The 17,582-nt window shown below is 72.0% G+C and carries 16 protein-coding genes and 1 pseudogene; 6 read left to right on the top strand and 11 right to left on the bottom strand.

The window, feature by feature from the left end:
- The 4 genes and pseudogenes from AB0B89_RS26870 to AB0B89_RS26855 form a co-directional block, all read right to left on the bottom strand.
- Nucleotides 1–331, bottom strand: a pseudogene (locus AB0B89_RS26870) (thiol reductant ABC exporter subunit CydC); the annotation flags it as partial.
- Entirely contained in the window at nucleotides 328–2,046 is a 1,719-nt protein-coding gene (gene cydD, locus AB0B89_RS26865; RefSeq protein ID WP_358558378.1) for a thiol reductant ABC exporter subunit CydD, read from the bottom strand. The pseudogene AB0B89_RS26870 and the gene cydD, both read right to left, overlap by 4 nt.
- A 7-nt stretch (nucleotides 2,047–2,053) precedes the next feature.
- Nucleotides 2,054–2,857, bottom strand: coding sequence for a cytochrome d ubiquinol oxidase subunit II (locus tag AB0B89_RS26860; protein WP_358558376.1), 804 nt, complete (start codon nucleotides 2,855–2,857; stop codon nucleotides 2,054–2,056).
- Nucleotides 2,858–2,888: 31 nt separating this feature from the next.
- Complete coding sequence (locus tag AB0B89_RS26855; protein ID WP_358558375.1) at nucleotides 2,889–3,971, bottom strand: cytochrome ubiquinol oxidase subunit I; 1,083 nt, start codon at nucleotides 3,969–3,971, stop codon at nucleotides 2,889–2,891.
- Here AB0B89_RS26855 and AB0B89_RS26850 point away from each other — a divergent pair.
- On the top strand, nucleotides 3,957–4,172 hold the full coding sequence (locus AB0B89_RS26850) for a helix-turn-helix transcriptional regulator (RefSeq protein WP_358558374.1): 216 nt from the start codon (nucleotides 3,957–3,959) through the stop codon (nucleotides 4,170–4,172). The genes AB0B89_RS26855 and AB0B89_RS26850 overlap by 15 nt on opposite strands.
- Here the strand turns inward: AB0B89_RS26850 and AB0B89_RS26845 are convergent.
- Nucleotides 4,165–4,869, bottom strand: coding sequence for a permease prefix domain 1-containing protein (locus tag AB0B89_RS26845; protein WP_358558372.1), 705 nt, complete (start codon nucleotides 4,867–4,869; stop codon nucleotides 4,165–4,167). The two genes, AB0B89_RS26850 and AB0B89_RS26845, sit on opposite strands and share 8 nt — an antisense overlap.
- Nucleotides 4,870–5,091: 222 nt before the next feature.
- Here AB0B89_RS26845 and AB0B89_RS26840 point away from each other — a divergent pair, with 222 nt between their 5' ends.
- Both AB0B89_RS26840 and AB0B89_RS26835 read left to right on the top strand, forming a co-directional pair.
- Nucleotides 5,092–5,406, top strand: a complete 315-nt coding sequence (locus AB0B89_RS26840) for a metalloregulator ArsR/SmtB family transcription factor (RefSeq protein ID WP_358558371.1) — start codon at nucleotides 5,092–5,094, stop codon at nucleotides 5,404–5,406.
- Entirely contained in the window at nucleotides 5,403–5,888 is a 486-nt protein-coding gene (locus AB0B89_RS26835) for an SRPBCC domain-containing protein (RefSeq protein ID WP_358558370.1), read from the top strand. Before AB0B89_RS26840 ends, AB0B89_RS26835 begins: the two co-directional genes overlap by 4 nt.
- Nucleotides 5,889–5,913: 25 nt before the next feature.
- Here AB0B89_RS26835 and AB0B89_RS26830 read toward each other — a convergent pair whose 3' ends face one another.
- Nucleotides 5,914–7,380: a pentapeptide repeat-containing protein gene (locus AB0B89_RS26830; RefSeq protein ID WP_358558369.1), complete on the bottom strand. Its 1,467-nt coding sequence runs from the start codon at nucleotides 7,378–7,380 to the stop codon at nucleotides 5,914–5,916.
- 216 nt (nucleotides 7,381–7,596) lie between these two features.
- On the opposite strand from AB0B89_RS26830, the gene AB0B89_RS26825 reads away from it, so the two are divergent.
- Together AB0B89_RS26825 and AB0B89_RS26820 are read left to right on the top strand one after the other, a co-directional pair.
- Nucleotides 7,597–10,017: an ExeM/NucH family extracellular endonuclease gene (locus AB0B89_RS26825; protein WP_358558368.1), complete on the top strand. Its 2,421-nt coding sequence runs from the start codon at nucleotides 7,597–7,599 to the stop codon at nucleotides 10,015–10,017.
- Between the two features lie 282 nt (nucleotides 10,018–10,299).
- Nucleotides 10,300–10,698, top strand: coding sequence for a thioredoxin domain-containing protein (locus AB0B89_RS26820; RefSeq protein ID WP_358558367.1), 399 nt, complete (start codon nucleotides 10,300–10,302; stop codon nucleotides 10,696–10,698).
- Between the two features lie 95 nt (nucleotides 10,699–10,793).
- On the opposite strand, the gene AB0B89_RS26815 is transcribed toward AB0B89_RS26820, so the two are convergent.
- A complete protein-coding gene (locus AB0B89_RS26815) occupies nucleotides 10,794–12,134 on the bottom strand; it encodes a class II 3-deoxy-7-phosphoheptulonate synthase (RefSeq protein ID WP_358558366.1) in 1,341 nt (446 codons plus the stop codon).
- Between the two features lie 87 nt (nucleotides 12,135–12,221).
- Nucleotides 12,222–13,439 carry an FAD-dependent oxidoreductase gene (locus tag AB0B89_RS26810; RefSeq protein WP_358558365.1) on the bottom strand — a complete coding sequence of 406 codons (1,218 nt, stop codon included), beginning with the start codon at nucleotides 13,437–13,439 and terminating at the stop codon, nucleotides 12,222–12,224.
- Nucleotides 13,440–13,606: 167 nt separating this feature from the next.
- Between AB0B89_RS26810 and AB0B89_RS26805 the strand changes: the two genes are divergently transcribed.
- On the top strand, nucleotides 13,607–14,137 hold the full coding sequence (locus tag AB0B89_RS26805) for a hypothetical protein (RefSeq protein ID WP_358558364.1): 531 nt from the start codon (nucleotides 13,607–13,609) through the stop codon (nucleotides 14,135–14,137).
- 138 nt (nucleotides 14,138–14,275) lie between these two features.
- Here the strand turns inward: AB0B89_RS26805 and AB0B89_RS26800 are convergent, their stop codons facing one another.
- The 3 genes from AB0B89_RS26800 to AB0B89_RS26790 form a co-directional block, all read right to left on the bottom strand.
- A complete protein-coding gene (locus tag AB0B89_RS26800) occupies nucleotides 14,276–15,274 on the bottom strand; it encodes a phosphotransferase (protein ID WP_358558363.1) in 999 nt (332 codons plus the stop codon).
- Between the two features lie 92 nt (nucleotides 15,275–15,366).
- Nucleotides 15,367–16,263, bottom strand: a complete 897-nt coding sequence (locus AB0B89_RS26795; protein ID WP_358558361.1) for an aldose 1-epimerase family protein — start codon at nucleotides 16,261–16,263, stop codon at nucleotides 15,367–15,369.
- 334 nt (nucleotides 16,264–16,597) lie between these two features.
- A partial coding sequence (locus AB0B89_RS26790; RefSeq protein WP_358558359.1) for a phosphopantetheine-binding protein occupies nucleotides 16,598–17,582 on the bottom strand: 985 nt, incomplete at its 5' end.

Raw genomic sequence — 17,582 nt, 5'->3', positions numbered from 1 at the left:
ACACCCCGACCACCGGCAGCAGGTCGGCCCCCCGGTGGCCGAGCGGCCCGGACGGGATGAGGGCCTCGTACAGCCTCTCGCGCGTGGACGCCTGCGCGCGCAGGGCGACATCGTGCCCGGCGAGGCGCTCGCCGTACCGGAACAGGCCGCGGCTGGTCGCGAACGCGCGTACGGCGACGATCGCCACGCTCAGTGCGGCGAGCTGCGGCTGCTCGGCGGCCCTGGTGATCATCCAGGCCGCCGCCGCGATCAGCCCCAGCGCGGCGAGCTCGGCCGCGGCGCCGGCCGCCGCGGCGGTCAGCAGCCTCCCGGTCATCCGGCGGATGTTCATCGCGCCCCCTCCGCCCATGCGTCGTGGTCCGGCGCACCGGTGCCCGGAACCGGGCCCGCGCGGACGACCCGCCGGGACACGAGCCGGTCGGAGACGATCCTCCCGGCGTCGACGCGGATCACCCGGTCGGCCAGATCGATCATGGCGGGGCGGTGCGCGACGATGACGGCCGTGCGCCCCTCCGCGAGGGTCCTGGTCGCCTCGACGATCGCGGCCTCGCTCCTGCCGTCGAGGCGCGCGGTCGGCTCGTCGAGCAGCAGCATCTCGGCATCGGGGCGGCAGAACGCCCTGGCCAGCGCGACACGCTGCCGCTGGCCCGCCGACAGGTCCGCCCCGCGCTCGCCGACGACGGTCGCGTACCCCTCGGGGAGCGCCTCCACGAACTCGGCGGCCCGCGCGGCGGCGGCGGCCGTGCGGACGTCCTCGGGGGAGGCGGGCGAGCCGAGCCGGATGTTGTCGGCCACGGAGCTCGCGAACAGGTGGGGCCGCTGCGGCACGAACGCGAGCCGCCGGCGCCAGGCGGGAAGGTCGAGCGCCGTCAGGTCGGTCCCGCCGACCAGGACCCTCCCCTCGGACGGCGTCACGAAGCCCAGCAGCAGGTGGAGCAGGGTGCTCTTCCCCGCGCCGCTCTCGCCCACCAGCGCCACGCGCTCGCCTGGCGACACGACCAGCGACACCCCGTCCAGCGCGGCGTCCTCGCGGCCCGGGTAGCGGACCGTGACGTTCTCCAGCCGGATCTCCGGCACGCCCGGGGCCGGCGCCGCGTCGCCGCCCGCGCCGGTGACGGGCTCCCCAAGGACCGCGAAGGCCTGGTCGGCGGCGGCGACGCCCTCCATCGCGGCGTGGAACTTCGTGCCGACCGCGCGCAGCGGGATGTAGGCCTCGGGGGCGAGCAGCAGGACCAGCAGGGCCGTACGCAGGTCCAGGGAGCCCGACAGCAGCCGCAGCCCGACCGGCACGGCGACCAGGGCCAGGGACAGCGACGCGACCAGCTCCAGGACCAGCGAGGACAGGAACGCGACCCGGAGGGTGCGCATCGTGGCGGACCGGTGGGCGTCGGCCACCTGCCGGATCACCGTCGCCTGGTAACGCGCCCGCCCGAACGCGCGGAGCGTCGGAAGACCGCGGACGACGTCGAGGAAGTGGCCCCCGAGCCGCGACAGGGCCCGCCACTGCCGCTCGGTGACCACCTTGGTCTGCCATCCGACCAGCGCCCCGAACACCGGGATCAGGGGAAGCGTCACCAGGACGATCACGGCGGTGCCGAGATCGGCCGCGAACAGCCGCACCAGCACGGCGACCGGCACCACGCCGGCCACGGCGACCGCGGGCAGGTAGCCGGTGACGTAGGGGTCGAGCGCGTCCAGGCCGCGCCCCGCGAGCGTGACCAGCTCGCCTGAGCGGTGCGAGGTGATCCGGGCGGGCCCGAGATCGCGCAGCCGGGACAGCAGCCGCGCCCGCAGCACCGACTTCAGCGCCGTGGCCGTACGGCCGCCCGCGACCCCGTTGAGCCACCCGAGCAGCGCCCGCGCCACCACCACGCCGGCCAGGGGGAGCAGCGCCGCGGCCGTCAGGCCGCCCGACAGCACGCCGGACAGCAGCTCGGCCTGCGCCAGGACCAGCAGCCCCGCGAGCACGGCCGCCGCCACGCACGTCAGCAGGTGACGGCGGACCGTCCGCTCCGTGCGCGCCAGCAGTACGAGATCGGTGTGCATCGGTTCCCTAGAAGAACGACGGTATGCGGGCGGCGGCGCCGGTGGCCCGGGTGGGGCCGAACGTGCGCCATACCCATACTTGCGCCCCGACCAGGATGGGTGCGAACGGCAGGACCATGAGACTGAGCACATTCAGCGTCGCCGGCGGCGCCACGTGTCCGAGCAGTGACGGTACGGACACGGCCAGTGGCACCGCTGCGGGCAGGGCCGTCACGACGGCCGAGAGCAGCAGCCGCCGTCCGGTGCGCCGCGCCTCGCTCGGGGCCGACAGCCGCCACGCGGAGAAGGCGCGGCCGTGGAAGCAGAACGCGGCGGCCACCACGGCGCCGTACAGCAGGCCGAGGAGGTCGAACGGACGGCCCGGCAGCCCCCGCACGATGGAGGCCAGGGCGATGCCCCAGGTCAGGGCGAGCCCCCAGGAGGCGGCGCAGAGGACCAGGTCCCAGAACGCCCGCCAGGCGCCGCCGTCGAGCCTGCGCCGGAACCACAGGCCCGCGTCCCGCAGCACCCAGCACACCAGCAGCGCCACCACCAGGGGATAGAGCCCGCCGATCACCGTGCCTTCGAGGACGGGGAACGCGCCGAACAGCGTGCCGATGACGGCGACCAGCCAGATCTCGTTGGCCAGGACGAACGGGGCAATCGCGGCGACCAGGCGGTCACGGTGCCACTGGCGCGTGCCCGGCTCCCCGGCGCGCTCGCGGGCCCGGCTGAGCAGGGGAAGCATCATGCCCACGCCGATGTCGAACCCTTCCAGGGCGAAGTAGCCGATCAGCAGCACGGCGAGGGCCGCGAGCCAGATGATCTCCATGGGGGGAGCTCCTGAGGGGTTTGTGAGGGGGTCACAGGACGAGGGCGGACGCGGGGGCGGGCTCGGCCGGCTCGGCCGCGCCGAGGTCGACCCGCGTGGGGCCGCGCCGCACGGTTCTCGCGATAAGCAGGTAGTCGACGACGGCGAGCAGGCCGAGCACGCCGGCGAAGGCGAAGAGCGAGAAGGTCACCATGCCCTTGGTGAGACCGGGTGACATGGCGTCGGCCACGCTGAGCTCGCCGTACACGAGCCACGGCTGGCGGCCGGCCTCGCGCGCGAGCCAGCCCGTGATCGCCGCCAGGAACGGCAGCGGGGTCATGATCATCAGCAGGGGGTGGACCCACCGGAAGCGGGCGAGGAGGTTCCTGAACAGCAGGGGCAGCAGGACGAGCATCACGAAGAACTGGACGAGCTGCCCGATCGTGATCATGGTGCCGAGCGCCGGCCCGGCGACCGCGCCGTCGAACTTGCCCGGCTGGATGCCGGCGACGAAGCCGAACTGGGCGTAGCCGAAGCCGACCGCCAGCGTGGTGCCGATGAACGCCCACACCACGCCGGTGCGCAGCGACCTGCGGAAGAACTCCTGCTCGGGGGTCCTCCTGAACAGCTGGTAGGCGCTGCCCCCGATGACCACGAAGCTGCCCGCGAACAGCCCGGCGCCGATGACGTGGGGGAACGCCATGACGAGGCTGGGGTTGGCGAGCAGCGCCCCGAAGTCCACCAGGGCCAGGTGGTCACCCTGCCGGACGGTGCCCGCCGGGTGCTGGAGGAACGAGTTGGCGACCATGATCCAGAACGCGCTCGCGTAGGCCGTCAGCGTCACCAGCCAGATGCACGCGAGGTGCGCCTTCTTGGGCAGGCGGTTCCACCCGAAGATCCACAGCCCGAGGAAGGTCGATTCGAGGAAGAACGCCACCAGCGTCTCGATCGCCAGGGGCGCCCCGAACACGGCGCCGGCGAAGTGGGTCAGGCCACTCCAGCTCAGCCCGAACTGGAACTCCATCACCAGGCCGGTGAACACGCCGAGCGCGTAGTTGATCACGTAGATCTGGCCCCAGAAACGGGTCATCCGCTCGAAGACCGGCTTGCCGCTGATGGCGTGGCGGGTCTGCATGATCGCGACGAGGGGGCGCTGCGCAGGCTGGAGCGCGTGGGACACCTCACGAGCGAGTGGGCGACGGTGGGCGGTCGCAGGCGCCGCACCTACCGGCTCACCCCGTCCGGCCGCGCGGCCCTCGCGGGCGAGCGATCGGCCTGGCAGGCGTTCACCGACGCCATCAGCAGCGTCCTCGCCCCCCGCGGCTCCGCTACCTGAGGATCGTGGCCTTCCGGGCGGGGACGCCCCGGGAGACGATCAGGCAGCGGGTGGCGGCGCACAGCAGCCAGCCCAGCACCAGGTAGCTGAGGACGGATGCCGCCACGCCCGGGGGATAGTCGTCGAAGCCCGCCCGGCCGGCCGAGCCGCCGAGCGTCAGGGCCAGCGATATCGCGCCGATCGCCGGCACCTGGATCCACAGCAGGATGCCCATGGCCCGGGTGACGAGCTCGGGACGGGCGATCCTGCGCAGCCGCCCCGCGAGGACGATCAGGGCCAGGGCGGCGAGGACGCCCATGCCGAACTGGAACACGTCGAGGAAGCGCGCGAGCGGCGAGAACCAGGCGGGCTTGACCTGCGCGGCGACCGACGCGTCCTCGGGGAAGACCATCCAGATGCCGCTCCACATGAGCGTCATCAGCGGCACGGTGACGAACACGACCGCGGCCGTCCTGCGGCCCTGGTGCGCGGCGAGCTCTTCCTGGTAGCCGGGCGCGATCTCCGCCACCGCCCCGAACTCGGCGACCGCCAGCCGCTCGGCCTCCACCGGGTCGAGCCCTTCGGAGAGATAGGCCTCGGCGGAGTCGGCCAGGCTGTCGCGGGCCTCGGTCACCAGGTCGCGCCTGACCCGCCGGGGCCCGCGCAGCGTGCGGCCGAGCGTGGTCACGTAGTCGTCGATGACAACGGCGCTCGCCATGTTCTCCTCATGTCCCGCCCGCGATGAGTCTCGACCCCATTGTGTCGTCCACGGGGGGAGGGCCGGAATCCGGGGAATCCCTGACCCGCCCCTGGGGCCGGGATCGCTCGCGGCCGGTCGGGCGTACCCGGTGTGTTGGGTAGGAAGCTTCCTACGTATTATCCCTGACATGCGTATTCATCACATAGGCCACCGGCCGGCGCCCGAGGGTCCGGTCGCGGGATGACCGACGTGTTCGCCGCCCTGGCGAGCCCGGCCCGGCGGGAGCTGCTGCGCCTGCTCCGCGATGAGGGCGCACAGCCGGTGCGGCGGCTCGCCGGCCGGTTCGCCATGGCGAGACCCAGCGTCTCCGAGCACCTGAGGGTGCTGAAGGACGCGGGGCTGGTCACCGAGCGCAGGAACGGGCGCGAACGCCTGTACAGCCTGGAGACGGCTCCGCTGGCCGAGGTCAAGGACTGGCTCGCGCCCTACGAGCGCTTCTGGCGCGAGCGCCTGACCGGCCTGCGCGACATTCTCAACACGATCGAGGACGAATGAGCGGCAACCCGATGTTCCCCGAGGACGGCCCGGAGGACGACCTCACGGCCGTCCACGTGGTCGAGTTCCTGCCGCACCCGCCCGCGAAGGTCTGGCGGGCGCTCACCGAGCCGGAGCTGATCGCCCGATGGCTGATGCCCAACGACTTCAAGCTGGAGCTCGGGCACCGCTACACCATGCACACCATGCCGATGCCCGCCGTCCGGTTCAGCGGCGTGGTCGCCTGCGAGGTGCTGGAGTTCGAGGTGGGCAGGATGCTCCGGATCAGCTGGGCGGACGCGGGCAGGCGTGACGAAAACGGCCTGGACTCCACCGTCACCTGGCGGCTGGAGCCGGAGGGCCGGGGCACCCGGCTGTTCCTCGACCACGAGGGCTTCGACCCCCGTGACCCCTCGCAGCGCCTGTCCCGGAGGATCATGGGCGGCGGCTGGAAGTCCCGCCTCTTCCGCAACCTGGAAGCGGTCCTGGTCCACCTCCCCTGAGAGGCCCGGGGGGATCCGAGCGGGGTCAGCCCGCGCGGACGGCCGAGACGTGCACGGCGGGGACCGGGCTGGGGGAGCGGTGGCCGACCGGGCGCCTGGCCGGATGGGCGCCCGCCGACCAGAACACCGCCACGGCCGCGACGGCCGCCACGAGCGCGACCCAGCCGGCGGTGCGGCCCATGCGCAGCCCGTACCCGCAGGCCAGCCAGTAGGCCGACAGCGCCAGCCTGGCCCGCCCCCGGCCGGTCGCCAGGCGGCGCATCTCCATGGCGCCGAAGGCGAAGTCCGCCGAGGTCCTCTTGTCGTCCACGCCGCGCCGCACCCGCTCGTACAGGGCCGCCAGGCGCCCGGCGTCCAGGGGCTGCTCCACCCTCGCCGACCAGCCGCGCCAGGCCTGCTCGTCGGCGAGCACGCGGCGGTTGGTCCACCACAGCACGGGCGGCCAGCGCAGGCCCAGGCGTACGCCGCGTGGCGTGGCGGCGAAGACGCAGTCCGTCAGCCGCAGGGCCTCCGGCCTGCGGAGCTGGGCCAGACGGCAGGCGCTGAGGTCCGCCCCGGCCAGCGTGAGCGCGACGGCGTCCAGGCGGTCGAGCGACAGCACGCGCAGCCGCCCGGCGCGCCGGGTGACGGCCGAGGGCCCGGCGAGGACGGCCTCCCGCAGGTCGAGGTCGGCGTCCGACAGCCGCGCGGTGAACCGCCCGGAGATCCTCGCCGCCCGCAGGTCGACGGCGCAGCCGGCGGTGTCCAGCTCAAGGGGCGCCGAGGCGTGGACGCCCGACAACGTCAGCCTGCGGCCGACGTGGACCTGGGTGAGGAAGGCCGAGTTGTGGAAGCGGGCCCCCTCGAACCCGGCCGTGCCCGCGAAGACCGCCTTGCGGTAGGAGACCGCACGGTGGAAACGGGCGCCGCGGAAGATCGCCTCGCCGTCGAACATGGCCCCGTCGAACGCCGCGAACCCGTGGAACTCCGCCCCGAGGAAGGACGCGTCCTTTCCGAACCTGGCCTCGCCGAAGAGCGCGTCCCTGCCGATGCGGACGTGGTCGAACGCCCCGTGCCCCCGGACGCGGGCCTCGTGCATGGAGAACTCGCGGGAGAACCCGGCCTCGCGGAAGGACGCGTTCCTGGTGAAGCGCGTGCCGAAGAAGGAGGCGAGCCGGTCGAACCGGGCGTGGTCGAAGGTCGCGTCGCCCGCGAAGACCACCTCGCCGAACCGCGCCGCTCCCGTGAAGGTCGCGTGGTCGAACCTGGCCCGGCCGAGACGGCGCTCCGTCGCGTCCAGGACGCGGGTGAGCAGCTCCTCGCCGATGATGGTGCCGCGCAGGTCGACGCCCTGCCCGGGGGTCAGCCCGCGAAGCGCCCCGTCCAGCTCGTCCGGCGTGAGGTGCGCCATGCAGCGGCCGTACGGCCCGCACGCGGTCCCGACGCACTCGGGGGAGGCGTCGCACGTCTTCCAGCCGACGTCGAGGGACAGGATCTTCAGCAGGGGCGTCATGCCAAAGTCATACCCAATGTCAGGTAACAGGTTACTAAATCGTGATGGAAAGCTGACACAGGGTGCCGGGGTTGGACGATGTCGCTGGTCCGCTAGATCTAAGGACGCCAAGTCTGACGACGACTAGTCGACATGAAGTGTCAAGATTCCCTTATTTCATCTTCTATCTAGTTCTAGTATGAGATTCAAGGGTTTTGGGGCCTTACGCTCCCGACCATGCGTGCACTATCCCGGGCGTTCGCCGCCCTACTGGCAACCGGCGTTTCGGTCGCCGGTATCGCCATCGTTTCCTTGTCCCCGGCATCCGCGGAGCCGGGGACCGTTGTGATCAGCCAGGTGTACGGCGGGGGCGGCAACTCCGGCGCCCCGTTCACCAACGACTTCGTGGAGCTTTTCAACCGCAGCGGAAACACCGCCTCCCTCAGCGGCTGGTCGCTGCAGTACACCAGCGCGACCGGCACCGGGAACTTCGCCTCCAACAAGGTCGACCTGTCCGGCTCGCTGGCGCCGGGGCAGTACCACCTGGTCCAGCTCGCCGCCGGCACCACAGCGAGCGGCGCGCTGCCCGCGCCCGACGCCACCGGCGGCCTCAACCTGAGCGGTACGGCCGGCAAGGTGGCCCTGGTCCGCTCGGCCGACGGCCTCGCCTGCAACGGCGGCTCCGTGGTCTGCACGGCCGAGCAGCTCGCCCTCATCGCCGACCTGGTGGGATACGGCACCGCCAACTTCTCCGAGGGTTCGCCTGCCCCGGCCCTGACCAACTCCACCGCGGCGCTGCGCGCCGGTGGCGGCTGCGTCGACACCGACGCCAACGCGGCGGACTTCACCGCCGTGGCCCCCGCGCCCCGCAACTCGGCCACCACGCCGGCTCCGTGCGAGCCGACCCCGACCGACAGTCCCGGGGCCACGGACACGCCCACGGCGACCCCCACCGACACCCCGACCGCGACGCCCACGTCGACGCCGTCGGACACGGCCACCCCCACGCCGAGCCCGACGCCGACCCGTACGGGTCAGCCGTGCGCGATCCCGGCCACCCACCAGATCGCCCAGGTGCAGGGAAGCGGTGACACCACCCCGCTCGCCGGCCAGGAGGTGCGCGTCGAGGGCGTGGTGACCGGTGACTTCCAGGGCACCGGCCAGTTCGGCGGCTTCTACATCCAGGACCCGACTCCAGACGCCGACCCCGCCACCTCCGACGCGGTGTTCGTGTTCACGAACAAGCCCGCCGCCGTGGGCGACCGGGTTCTGGTCAGCGGCACCGCCGTCGAGTTCAACGGCCTCACGGAGCTGACCTCGGTCTCCTACGTGGACGTCTGCGGCACCGGCACGATCAAGCCGACCAAGGTGAAGCTGCCGCTGGCCGAGGGCGCGAGCCTGGAGCCGCTGGAGGGCATGCTCACCACGTTCCCGGCGGAGCTCACCGTCTCCGAGGTGTACAACCTCGGCCGCTTCGGCGAGATCACGCTCGCGTCGAACGGGCGGCTGTTCCAGCCCACCGACCGTCCCAACATCGACCCCGCGCTCAACGCGCGGCGGCGGATCCTGCTCGACGACGGATCCAACGCGCAGAACCCCGCGACCCTGCCCTACCACACCAACGGCTCCAACACCGTCCGCGTGGGTGACGCCACCACCGGCCTCACGGGCGTGCTGACCTACGGCTTCAACTTCTACCGGGTGCAGCCGACCCAGCCGGTCGTCTTCACGGCCGCCAACCCGCGCCCGTCCAAGCCCGCCAAGGTCGGCGGCAACGTCAAGGTGGCCAGCCTCAACACGCTGAACTGGTTCACCACGCTGAAGTCCCGGGGCGCCACCACCGAGGAGGAGAAGCAGCGTCAGCTCGCCAAGCTCGTCTCGACGCTGAAGGGCCTCGACCCCGACGTGGCCGGCCTCATGGAGGTCCAGAACAACGGCAGCACGGCGCTGAACACGCTCGTGGACGCCCTCAACGCCGAGGTCGGCGCGGGCACGTACAAGGGCATCCTCTCCCCGGTGCCGGGCACGGACCTCATCCAGGTCGCGGTCATCTACAAGCCCGCGGTCGTCAAGCCGGTGGGCGCCGCGCAGTCCTCGACCGACCCGGTGTTCCGCAGGCCGCCGCTGATCCAGGAGTTCAAGCGGGCCAAGGGCGACCCGATCCCGTTCACCATGATCGTCAACCACTTCAAGTCGAAGGGCTGCGAGGACGCGACCGGAGCCGACCTGGACCAGGGCGACGGCCAGAGCTGCTTCAACGCCGAGCGGATCCGGCAGGCCAACGCCGTGCTCGGGCTGATCGACACGCTCAACCTGACCAACCCGGTCGTGCTCGGCGACCTCAACGCCTACGGCGAGGAGGACCCGATCCACACGCTGGAGGCGGGCAAGCTGGTGAGCGTGAGCAAGAAGTTCATCGACAAGCAGGACCGCTACAGCTACCTCTTCGACGGCCTGTCGGGTGAGCTCGACCACGTGCTGGTCGGCAAGCAGCTCCTCAAGAAGGTGACCGGCGCGACGATCTGGCACATCAACGCCGACGAGGGCCGCTTCATGGACTACAACACCGAGTTCAACCCGCCCTACCTGTACTCGTCCGCGGCCTTCCGCTCCTCCGACCACGACCCCCTGCTCTTCGGCATCGACCTGAAGAACTGATTTCAACCCTCTGAATCTCCCTACGAGACCTCTGCGGACCGACCGGCCCGCAGAGGTCTCGTCGCGTCACGGAGCCTCTACGCCGCCATGCGGGATCATCTGGGCGGTCCTGATCCGCGGTGCGACGTGACAGGAGTGGACGAACCCGGTGCCGGGGCGGCACGAGGATCTCTTCTTCCTTCGTGCCCGGTGGCGGGCGGGGTGGCGAGGTGAGGAATTCGCGTACCGGGTAGATGGTTATGCCGATCGAAAACGACGAGAACACGAGACGAGGAACCACCTGTGGCGACCATCGCGGTGAACGAGACCAACTTCAACGAGATCGCCGACGAGGGGATCGTCCTCCTCGACTTCTGGGCCGCCTGGTGCGGGCCTTGCCGGACCTTCGGGCCGATCTTCGAGAAGGCCTCCCAGAAGCACGAGGACATCACCTTCGGCAAGATCGACACCGAGGCCGAGCGCGGTCTCGCGGAGGGCTTCGAGATCACCTCGATCCCCACCGTCATGGCGATCCGCGACGGCATCGTGGTCTTCGCCCAGCCGGGCGCCCTTCCCGAGCCCGCCCTTGAGGACCTGATCAGGCAGGTGCGCGCGCTCGACATGGAGGCGATCCGCAAGGAGATCGCGTCCGACATCGACGCCGGGATCGCCGAGGGCCCCGAAGACGGCCGCAGGCCCTGACCGGCCGCTCACCCCACCCCCGGCCGATCAGGCCGGCGCGGACGGAAACCGGGGCCCTCCCATGAGGTGGGAGGGCCCCGGCCGGTGTCCAGGGCTCAGCTGGAGCGGTAGAGCTCGGCCACCCGGAAGGCCAGGTCGAGGGACTGACCCCGGTTGAGCCGCGGGTCACAGGCCGTCTCGTAGCGCAGCGCGAGGTCTTCCTCGACGATCGCGTGGCCGCCGCCGACGCACTCGGTGACGTCGTCGCCGGTGAACTCGATGTGGATGCCCCCAGGATGGGTGCCGAGGGCCTGGTGGACCTCGAAGAAGCCCGCCACCTCGTCGAGCACGTCGTCGAGCCTGCGGGTCTTGTGGCCGCTCGGCGCCTCGAAGGTGTTGCCGTGCATCGGGTCGCAGATCCAGGCGACCTGGGCGCCGCTCGCCTGGACCTTCTCGACCAGGGTGGGCAGCGCGTCGCGGACGCGGGAGGCGCCCATGCGGGCGATGAAGGTCAGCCGCCCGGGCTCGTTGGCCGGGTTGAGCTTGTCGATGAGCGCCAGCGCGTCCTCGGGGGAGGTGCTCGGCCCCAGCTTGACCCCGATCGGATTGCGGATGCGGCTGAAGAACTCCACGTGGGCGCCGTCGAGCTGGCGGGTGCGCTCACCGATCCAGACCATGTGCGCCGACACGTCGTACGGCAGGCCGGTGCGGGAGTCGACGCGGGTCAGCGCCCGGTCGTAGTCGAGGATCAGCGCCTCGTGGGAGGAGTAGAACTCGACCGTGTGGAACTCCTCGGGATCGGCCCGGCAGGCGTGCATGAACGCCAGGGCATGGTCGATCTCGCGCGCGAGCTGCTCGTAGCGGCGGCCCGCCGGGGACTCGGCCACGAAGTCCTGATTCCAGGCGTGCACCTGGCGCAGGTCGGCGTACCCGCCCTTGGTGAAGGCCCGCGCGAGGTTCAGCGTGACGGCCGAGGAGTGGTAGGCGCGCAGCAGCCGCGATGGGTCGGGGGTGCGGGACTCGGGGGTGAAGTCGAACCCGTTGACCATGTCGCCCCGGTAGGCCGGGAGCTCGACGCCGCCGCGGACCTCGGTCGCCTTGGAGCGCGGCTTGGCGAACTGCCCCGCCACGCGGCCGATCTTGACGACCGGGACGCGGCCCGCGTAGGTGAGCACGATGGCCATCTGCAGCAGCGTCCTGAGCTTGTCACGGACGTTGTCGGCGGTGGCCCCGGCGAAGGTCTCGGCGCAGTCGCCACCCTGCAGGACGAAGGCCTCGCCACGCGCGACGGCGGCGAGGCGGTCTTTGAGCTCGTCGCACTCGCCGGCGAACACCAGCGGAGGCAGGCCCTGCAACTCGGTGACGACCCGCTCCAGCGCGGAGAGGTCGGGCCAGTCGGGCTGCTGGGCGGCGGGGAGCTCCCGCCAGGAATCCAGGTTGATCGGTTCGGCGCTCACCCTGAAAGGCTATTGCACCAACCCCTCTTAACCGACCGGGTGTCCACTTCGTGAGAAGGCGGGTCCCGGTACGGGCGGCGGGGCTGGTCAGCGTTCGCCGGTGCTCGCGGCCGAGGGCGACCGCACGTGCTCGGGCAGGACGCCGTAGCCGATGAAGCGGCGTGCCATGGCCCCGATCAGCGGGAGGCGGGATGTGCTCACGGGCAGCCGCAGCGGCTTCGCCGAGCCCTTGAGCACGGGCCTGATCAGCCGGTTCTGCACGAGGCGCTGGGCGGCCTGCGTGATCACCGTGGGGACCGTGCGGCGGCGCTGGACCCTGCGCAGCAGCGACTCCGGCACCTCACCGGCGAGCAGAGGGCCGGTGAGCAGGTTGGCCGCCGCCACCGCGTCCTGGACGGCCAGGTTGATGCCGACGCCGAACACCGGCGACATCGCGTGGGCGGCGTCCCCGATGAGGAGCAGGCCGGGCCTGTGCCAGCGCCGCAGGCGGTTGAGCAGGACCACCAGCACGCTCACCTCCTCGAACCCCCGCAGGCTCTCGGTGCGGCCGGCGAGGAAGGGCAGCAGCGCGCCGACGGACGCGCGCATCGCCTCGATGCCGTCCGCCTGGAGCAGCTTGTAGCCGCCCTTCGGGATGAGGTAGGCGAGCTGCCAGTACGTCGTCCGGTTGATCGCGACCATCATGTGGCCAGAGGAGACACGCAGGAAGAAGTCCTCGGGATCGCCCTTTTCGCGGGGGAGTCTGAACCAGGCCACGTCCATGGGGGCGCCGCGCTCCACCGGCACCAGGCCCGCCGCCCTGCGCACGTCGGAGTGCCGCCCGTCGGCGCCCACGGTCAGGGTGGCGCGAAGCTCGTGCTCGCCCTCGCCGTCGCGGTAGCGGACGCCGCGCACCGCGCCGCCCTCGCGGATGACCCCGACGACCTCGGCCTCCATGATCAGCCGGAAGGACGGGTGGCGCCGGGCCGCCGCGACGATCAGGTTGAGGAAGTCCCACTGCGGGACGAAGGCGATGTAGGGGTACTTGGTCTTGAGCTCCCTGAGGGAGGCGAGCTCGATCACCCGGTCGTCGGTCCAGATCGACAGGTCGTACGCCTTGCGGTGGGCCAGGGCGTGGAACTCCTCGGACAGCCCCAGCTCGTCGAGCACCTGCAGGGTCGAGGGATGGATCGTGTCCCCCCGGAAGTCGCGCAGGAAGTCGGCGTGCTTCTCCAGGAGCGTCACCTCCACGCCCGCGCGGGCGAGGAGCAGCGCCAGCACGGCCCCGGCGGGGCCTCCTCCGGCGATCACACACGTGGTCGGCATATTCATCACCCGTTGAAATCATCGCACACATCGCCTTCCTGACAAAGCCTCCCCAGCAGGAGGCCCGGTGGATCCCGGTGGCGAGGCATAACCCGATGACTCCGGGGCAGTCGGTCGTCGGCCCCCCAAAGGGGCTTGGCACCGAGGCGACTTGGAGTTGAGGTCACATGATCGTGCTGGGCCTTCTGTTCATCGTCATCGCCGGCGCGGCCCTGGTCGCGGTCGCGAACGACGCGACCGGCGGCGTCACGGCGTCGATCCAGGTCCTGGACCGGACCCTGGAACTGAGCAAGCTGGAGCTCTTCCTGGCGGGCGCGGCCACCGCGGCCGTTTTCCTGATCGGCCTGATGATGCTCACCGGCGGCATGCGCCGGAGCGGCGCCAAGCGCAGGAAGCTGCGCGAGGCCCGGGTCGAGACGCGCGACCGCGTCGCGCGGCTGGAGGAGGAGAAGCGCCGGCTTGAGCGCAAGCTGGAGTCGGAGTCCTCCGCCGCGCCGGCCGCCGTCCCGGTCGCGGTTCCCGTCGAGACCACGCCCACGGGACGGCACGCCGGTGTGCCCGACCGTGACGGCGACGGCGCCGACGACCGCGACGAGCGGGTCGGCGCGGGCACGCAGCCGGTGCGCGTGGTCAAGGATCCCCACCCCGCCGACCAGCTCGTCGCGGGCAACCGTTCGCCCCGTGACACCGGCGTCTGACATGCCGGCGGAGGTGGGCTCGAAGCGGCCGGCCGCCCGGGGACCCGGTCCCTGGGCGGCTCTACCCGTCCGCCGCCGCCTTTCGAGGCCGGTGGGCCACCGCTGCGTACGGCACGCGCGCGCCCGGCGCCCCAGGGGTCACCACTGCCTGAGGAACGCCAGGCTGTTCGTCAGGCCCGTGGTGGCCAGGTCGCGGATGCGGGCGTAGGAGTCCTCGGGATACTGCCGGGGGCCGTCCTCGACCAGCAGGATGAGGTAGAGGTACACGCGGTAGAGCGCTTCGCGCCTCCGGGCCTCCGGGGTGAGGTCGAGCTTCCCGCCCGCCTCCCGGTAGCCCGCGAGGATCGGATCGTCGTCCCTGAGCTCCCCGAAGATCGTCGGGGTGATGAAGTCGGCCAGCGGATCGCCCCAGAACGCCCGCTCGTGGTCGATCAGCGCCTGGATGCCCGGCCTGCCCTCCGAAGGCGGCGTGAGGAAGACGTTGCCGGGCCAGACGTCGAAGTGGACCAGCGCGGGGGCGGTCACCTCGTCGAGCACGTGCACGCTGGAGTGGATCCCGCCGGCGACGTCCACCAGCGAGCACGGCAGCGGGGTGGCGTAGCGCACGGCGTCGTCCATCAGAGCGCCCATCATGGCGATGAACGCGTCGCGCCAGGTGGGGCCGGTGAGCGCGGCGTACGGATAGCCGTAGAGCCCCTGGCCGGGGATGGTGTGCAGGGTGGCCAGGTGGCGCCCGAGCTCGTGCCGGAGCGCCCGCTCGTCGGCCTCGCCGAGGGCCGTGGCCTGGTTCCACGGCACCCCGTCGAGCGCCGACATGATCAGGTAATCGCCCCCCAGCTCGGGGTCGTCGAAGCCCGAGTGCAGCAGCCGGGGGAGCGGGAGCCCCGCGGGGCCCGCCAGGTGGTACACCAGCGCCTCGGTGCGCAGCAGGTCGCGCTCGTAGCGGAGCAGCTCCAGATCGGGCGGCGGGGCGACCTTCAGGACGACCTGCCGGCCGTCGTCGAGGGCGAGCCGCCACACCGCGTTGGCGAACCCGTCGGTGAGCTCCTCGGCCGACGCCACCCCCGTCCCCAGCGCTCCAAGGATCAGCGCGTCCAGCTGGGCGGCCGACAGCCGGCGCTTGGTCCTGCTCTCCATCGGTCACATCACTTCGGGTCGTCGAGACGTTCGGGTTCGTGGAAGATCGGGTCTGGGACGGCCGGGGGGCCGGTCGCCGGGGGCGCGGGCGATCAGAGGACGGAGATCGTCCAGCTCGCCTCGTGCTTGCCGCCCGGGTCGAGCACCACCAGGTCGGTGCCCGAGTTGAAGGCGTCGGGCGGGCAGGTCATCGGCTCGACGGCGATGCCTCGGTGACCGAACCCGGTGCCCGTGCAGACCTGCACCCACGGCATCGACGCGGCCTCCCAGGAGATGCCCACCCCGCCCTCCTGGCCGCGCAGCCGTACGTGGGCCGTGCCGCCGGGGTCGGCGGCGAGCCCGGTGAACGCCTCGTCGACCACGGTGCCGCCGAGCGGCCTCGGGACCCGGAAGTCGAACGCGGTGCCGGCGACGGGCTCCAGCGTGGTCGGCAGGAGCACCTCGTCGGTGCGCAGCACGCGCTCGGCGGGCAGTTCGAGCTCCCAGCCCTCCTCCGCGCCGCCGTCGGCGATCAGCCAGGGATGGGGCCCGCAACCGTACGGGGCGGGGCGGTCGCCGATGTTCTCGGCGGTGAGCGTGGTCGTCAGGCCGTCGGGGCCCAGGGCGTAGCGCACCTGGAGCGCCAGGCGGAAGGGGTAGCCGGGCGACGGCTCGATCGTGCGCGCCAGCCGTACGAACCCGTGGTCGTCCTCGACGCTGAGCAGCTCGACGGCCTCCCAGTCGGCGAACGCCACCAGCCCGTGCAGCGCGTGACCCCGCTCGGGCTCGTTCACCGGGACCTCGAACCGCTCGCCCTGGAAGGTGTAGCGGCCGCCGGCGAGGCGGTTGGGCCACGGGGCGAGGAGGGTGCCGCTGTAGTGAGGGACAGGCCCCCCTTCTGGCCAGCTCGCCACGAGATCGCGGTCGCCGTGCCTGAGCACCCGCAGGGCCGCGCCCAGCCGGGTTATCTCGGCGCGGTAGTCACCACCGTGGAGAACGTACTGAGGCACGGAGAATCCTCTCATCGACGCGCGAACGCAACAATCCGGGCGACACCATGGCGGGCACGCCCCATCATCCCCGTTGCCGACCGGTGATCAAAATTTGACCCCCGCCTCACGGGGCGGTGGGAGCGCTCCCATAGCGCCAAAAGGTAAGGGCTTTTGGCCGGGGAGTCAACTAATTCAGTAAATGCGCCCATCTTCCGCCGGTTTGGCCAAGCGGGCGCCGGGCCCAGGAAACGGCAGGTCAGCGTGGCTGAGGCAGCGCGTACCGAAGCCCGGCGCCACGCCTTCCCGTCCCGCTCCCACGGGCCGCCGGCGTGCGGCTTGACTACCCGTGTCGTCAATTCAGAGAGTCAGGAATTTTTCCGAGAGCGGTCAGGGCGCGGACGAAACCGCTCACCGTGGGAGCCTCGAAGAACATCCACGCCGGGACCTCGACGCCGAGGCTCTCCTGGACGCGGGCCGCGATATGGGTGATGGCCAGGGAGTCGCCGCCGAGGTCGAACAGGTCCGCGTCGCCGTCGACATCGGGCCTTCTCAGGACCTCGGACCAGATCCGGCGGACCTCCGCCGCGAGCCTCTCGTCCACGGGCTCGTCGCCCACGGCCCCGGGCGCCTCAGCCCCGGGAACGGGCGCCCGGGCCTCCCGAGCGGGTGTCTCCGGCGCGCCGGGCCCCGTGGAGGCGGGGCGGCGGAGGAACGCCTCCAGGGACGGCACCGCCAGGTCGGCGACCGGCACGTCCGGCGAGATCGAGAGCGCGTCGAGCAACGCCTCGAACGCCGCGCCCAGGGAACCGGCCACCACCTCGGGCACCCGGTCGATCCGGTGGGTGAGGACCAGCTCGTACCCCGTGCCCCGGGGGATCATCGTGAGCGTGAGGTCGTAGGCCGAGTCGTCGACCTCGTGGCTCCACTCGAAGGCCCGCAGCCCGTCCCACCCGCCCGGCGGCCGGGGGTCGTCCTGCTGGATGAGCGCCACCTGGAAGATCGGGTGGACGCCCGGCCGCCGCCGTCCCCCGAGACCGGACACCAGCGTGTCGAACGGGACCTCGTGGGAGAGCGCCGTGCCGACCTCGTCCCGCGTCCGCGCCACGAGCTCGCGAAAGCCCTCGGTGCCCTCGACCCGCAGGGGGATCGGGACCATGTTGATGAAGCAGCCGACGAGATGCTCCAGCTCGCGGCGCGCCCTCGTGCCTGACACCGTGCCGACGACCAGGCCGGGGGAGCCGGTGACGCGGCGCAGCAGGACCGAGAAGGCCGTCAGCACGGTCACGAACGGCGTCGCGGAACCGCCGCGCAGCGCGTCCATCAGGCCGCCCTCGACC

The organism is Sphaerisporangium sp. NPDC049002 (genome assembly GCF_040649355.1).
In the GTDB taxonomy this organism is placed as follows: domain Bacteria; phylum Actinomycetota; class Actinomycetes; order Streptosporangiales; family Streptosporangiaceae; genus Sphaerisporangium.
Note: the sequence above shows the minus strand (reverse complement) of the source record. Positions and strands in the feature narration are given on the sequence as shown.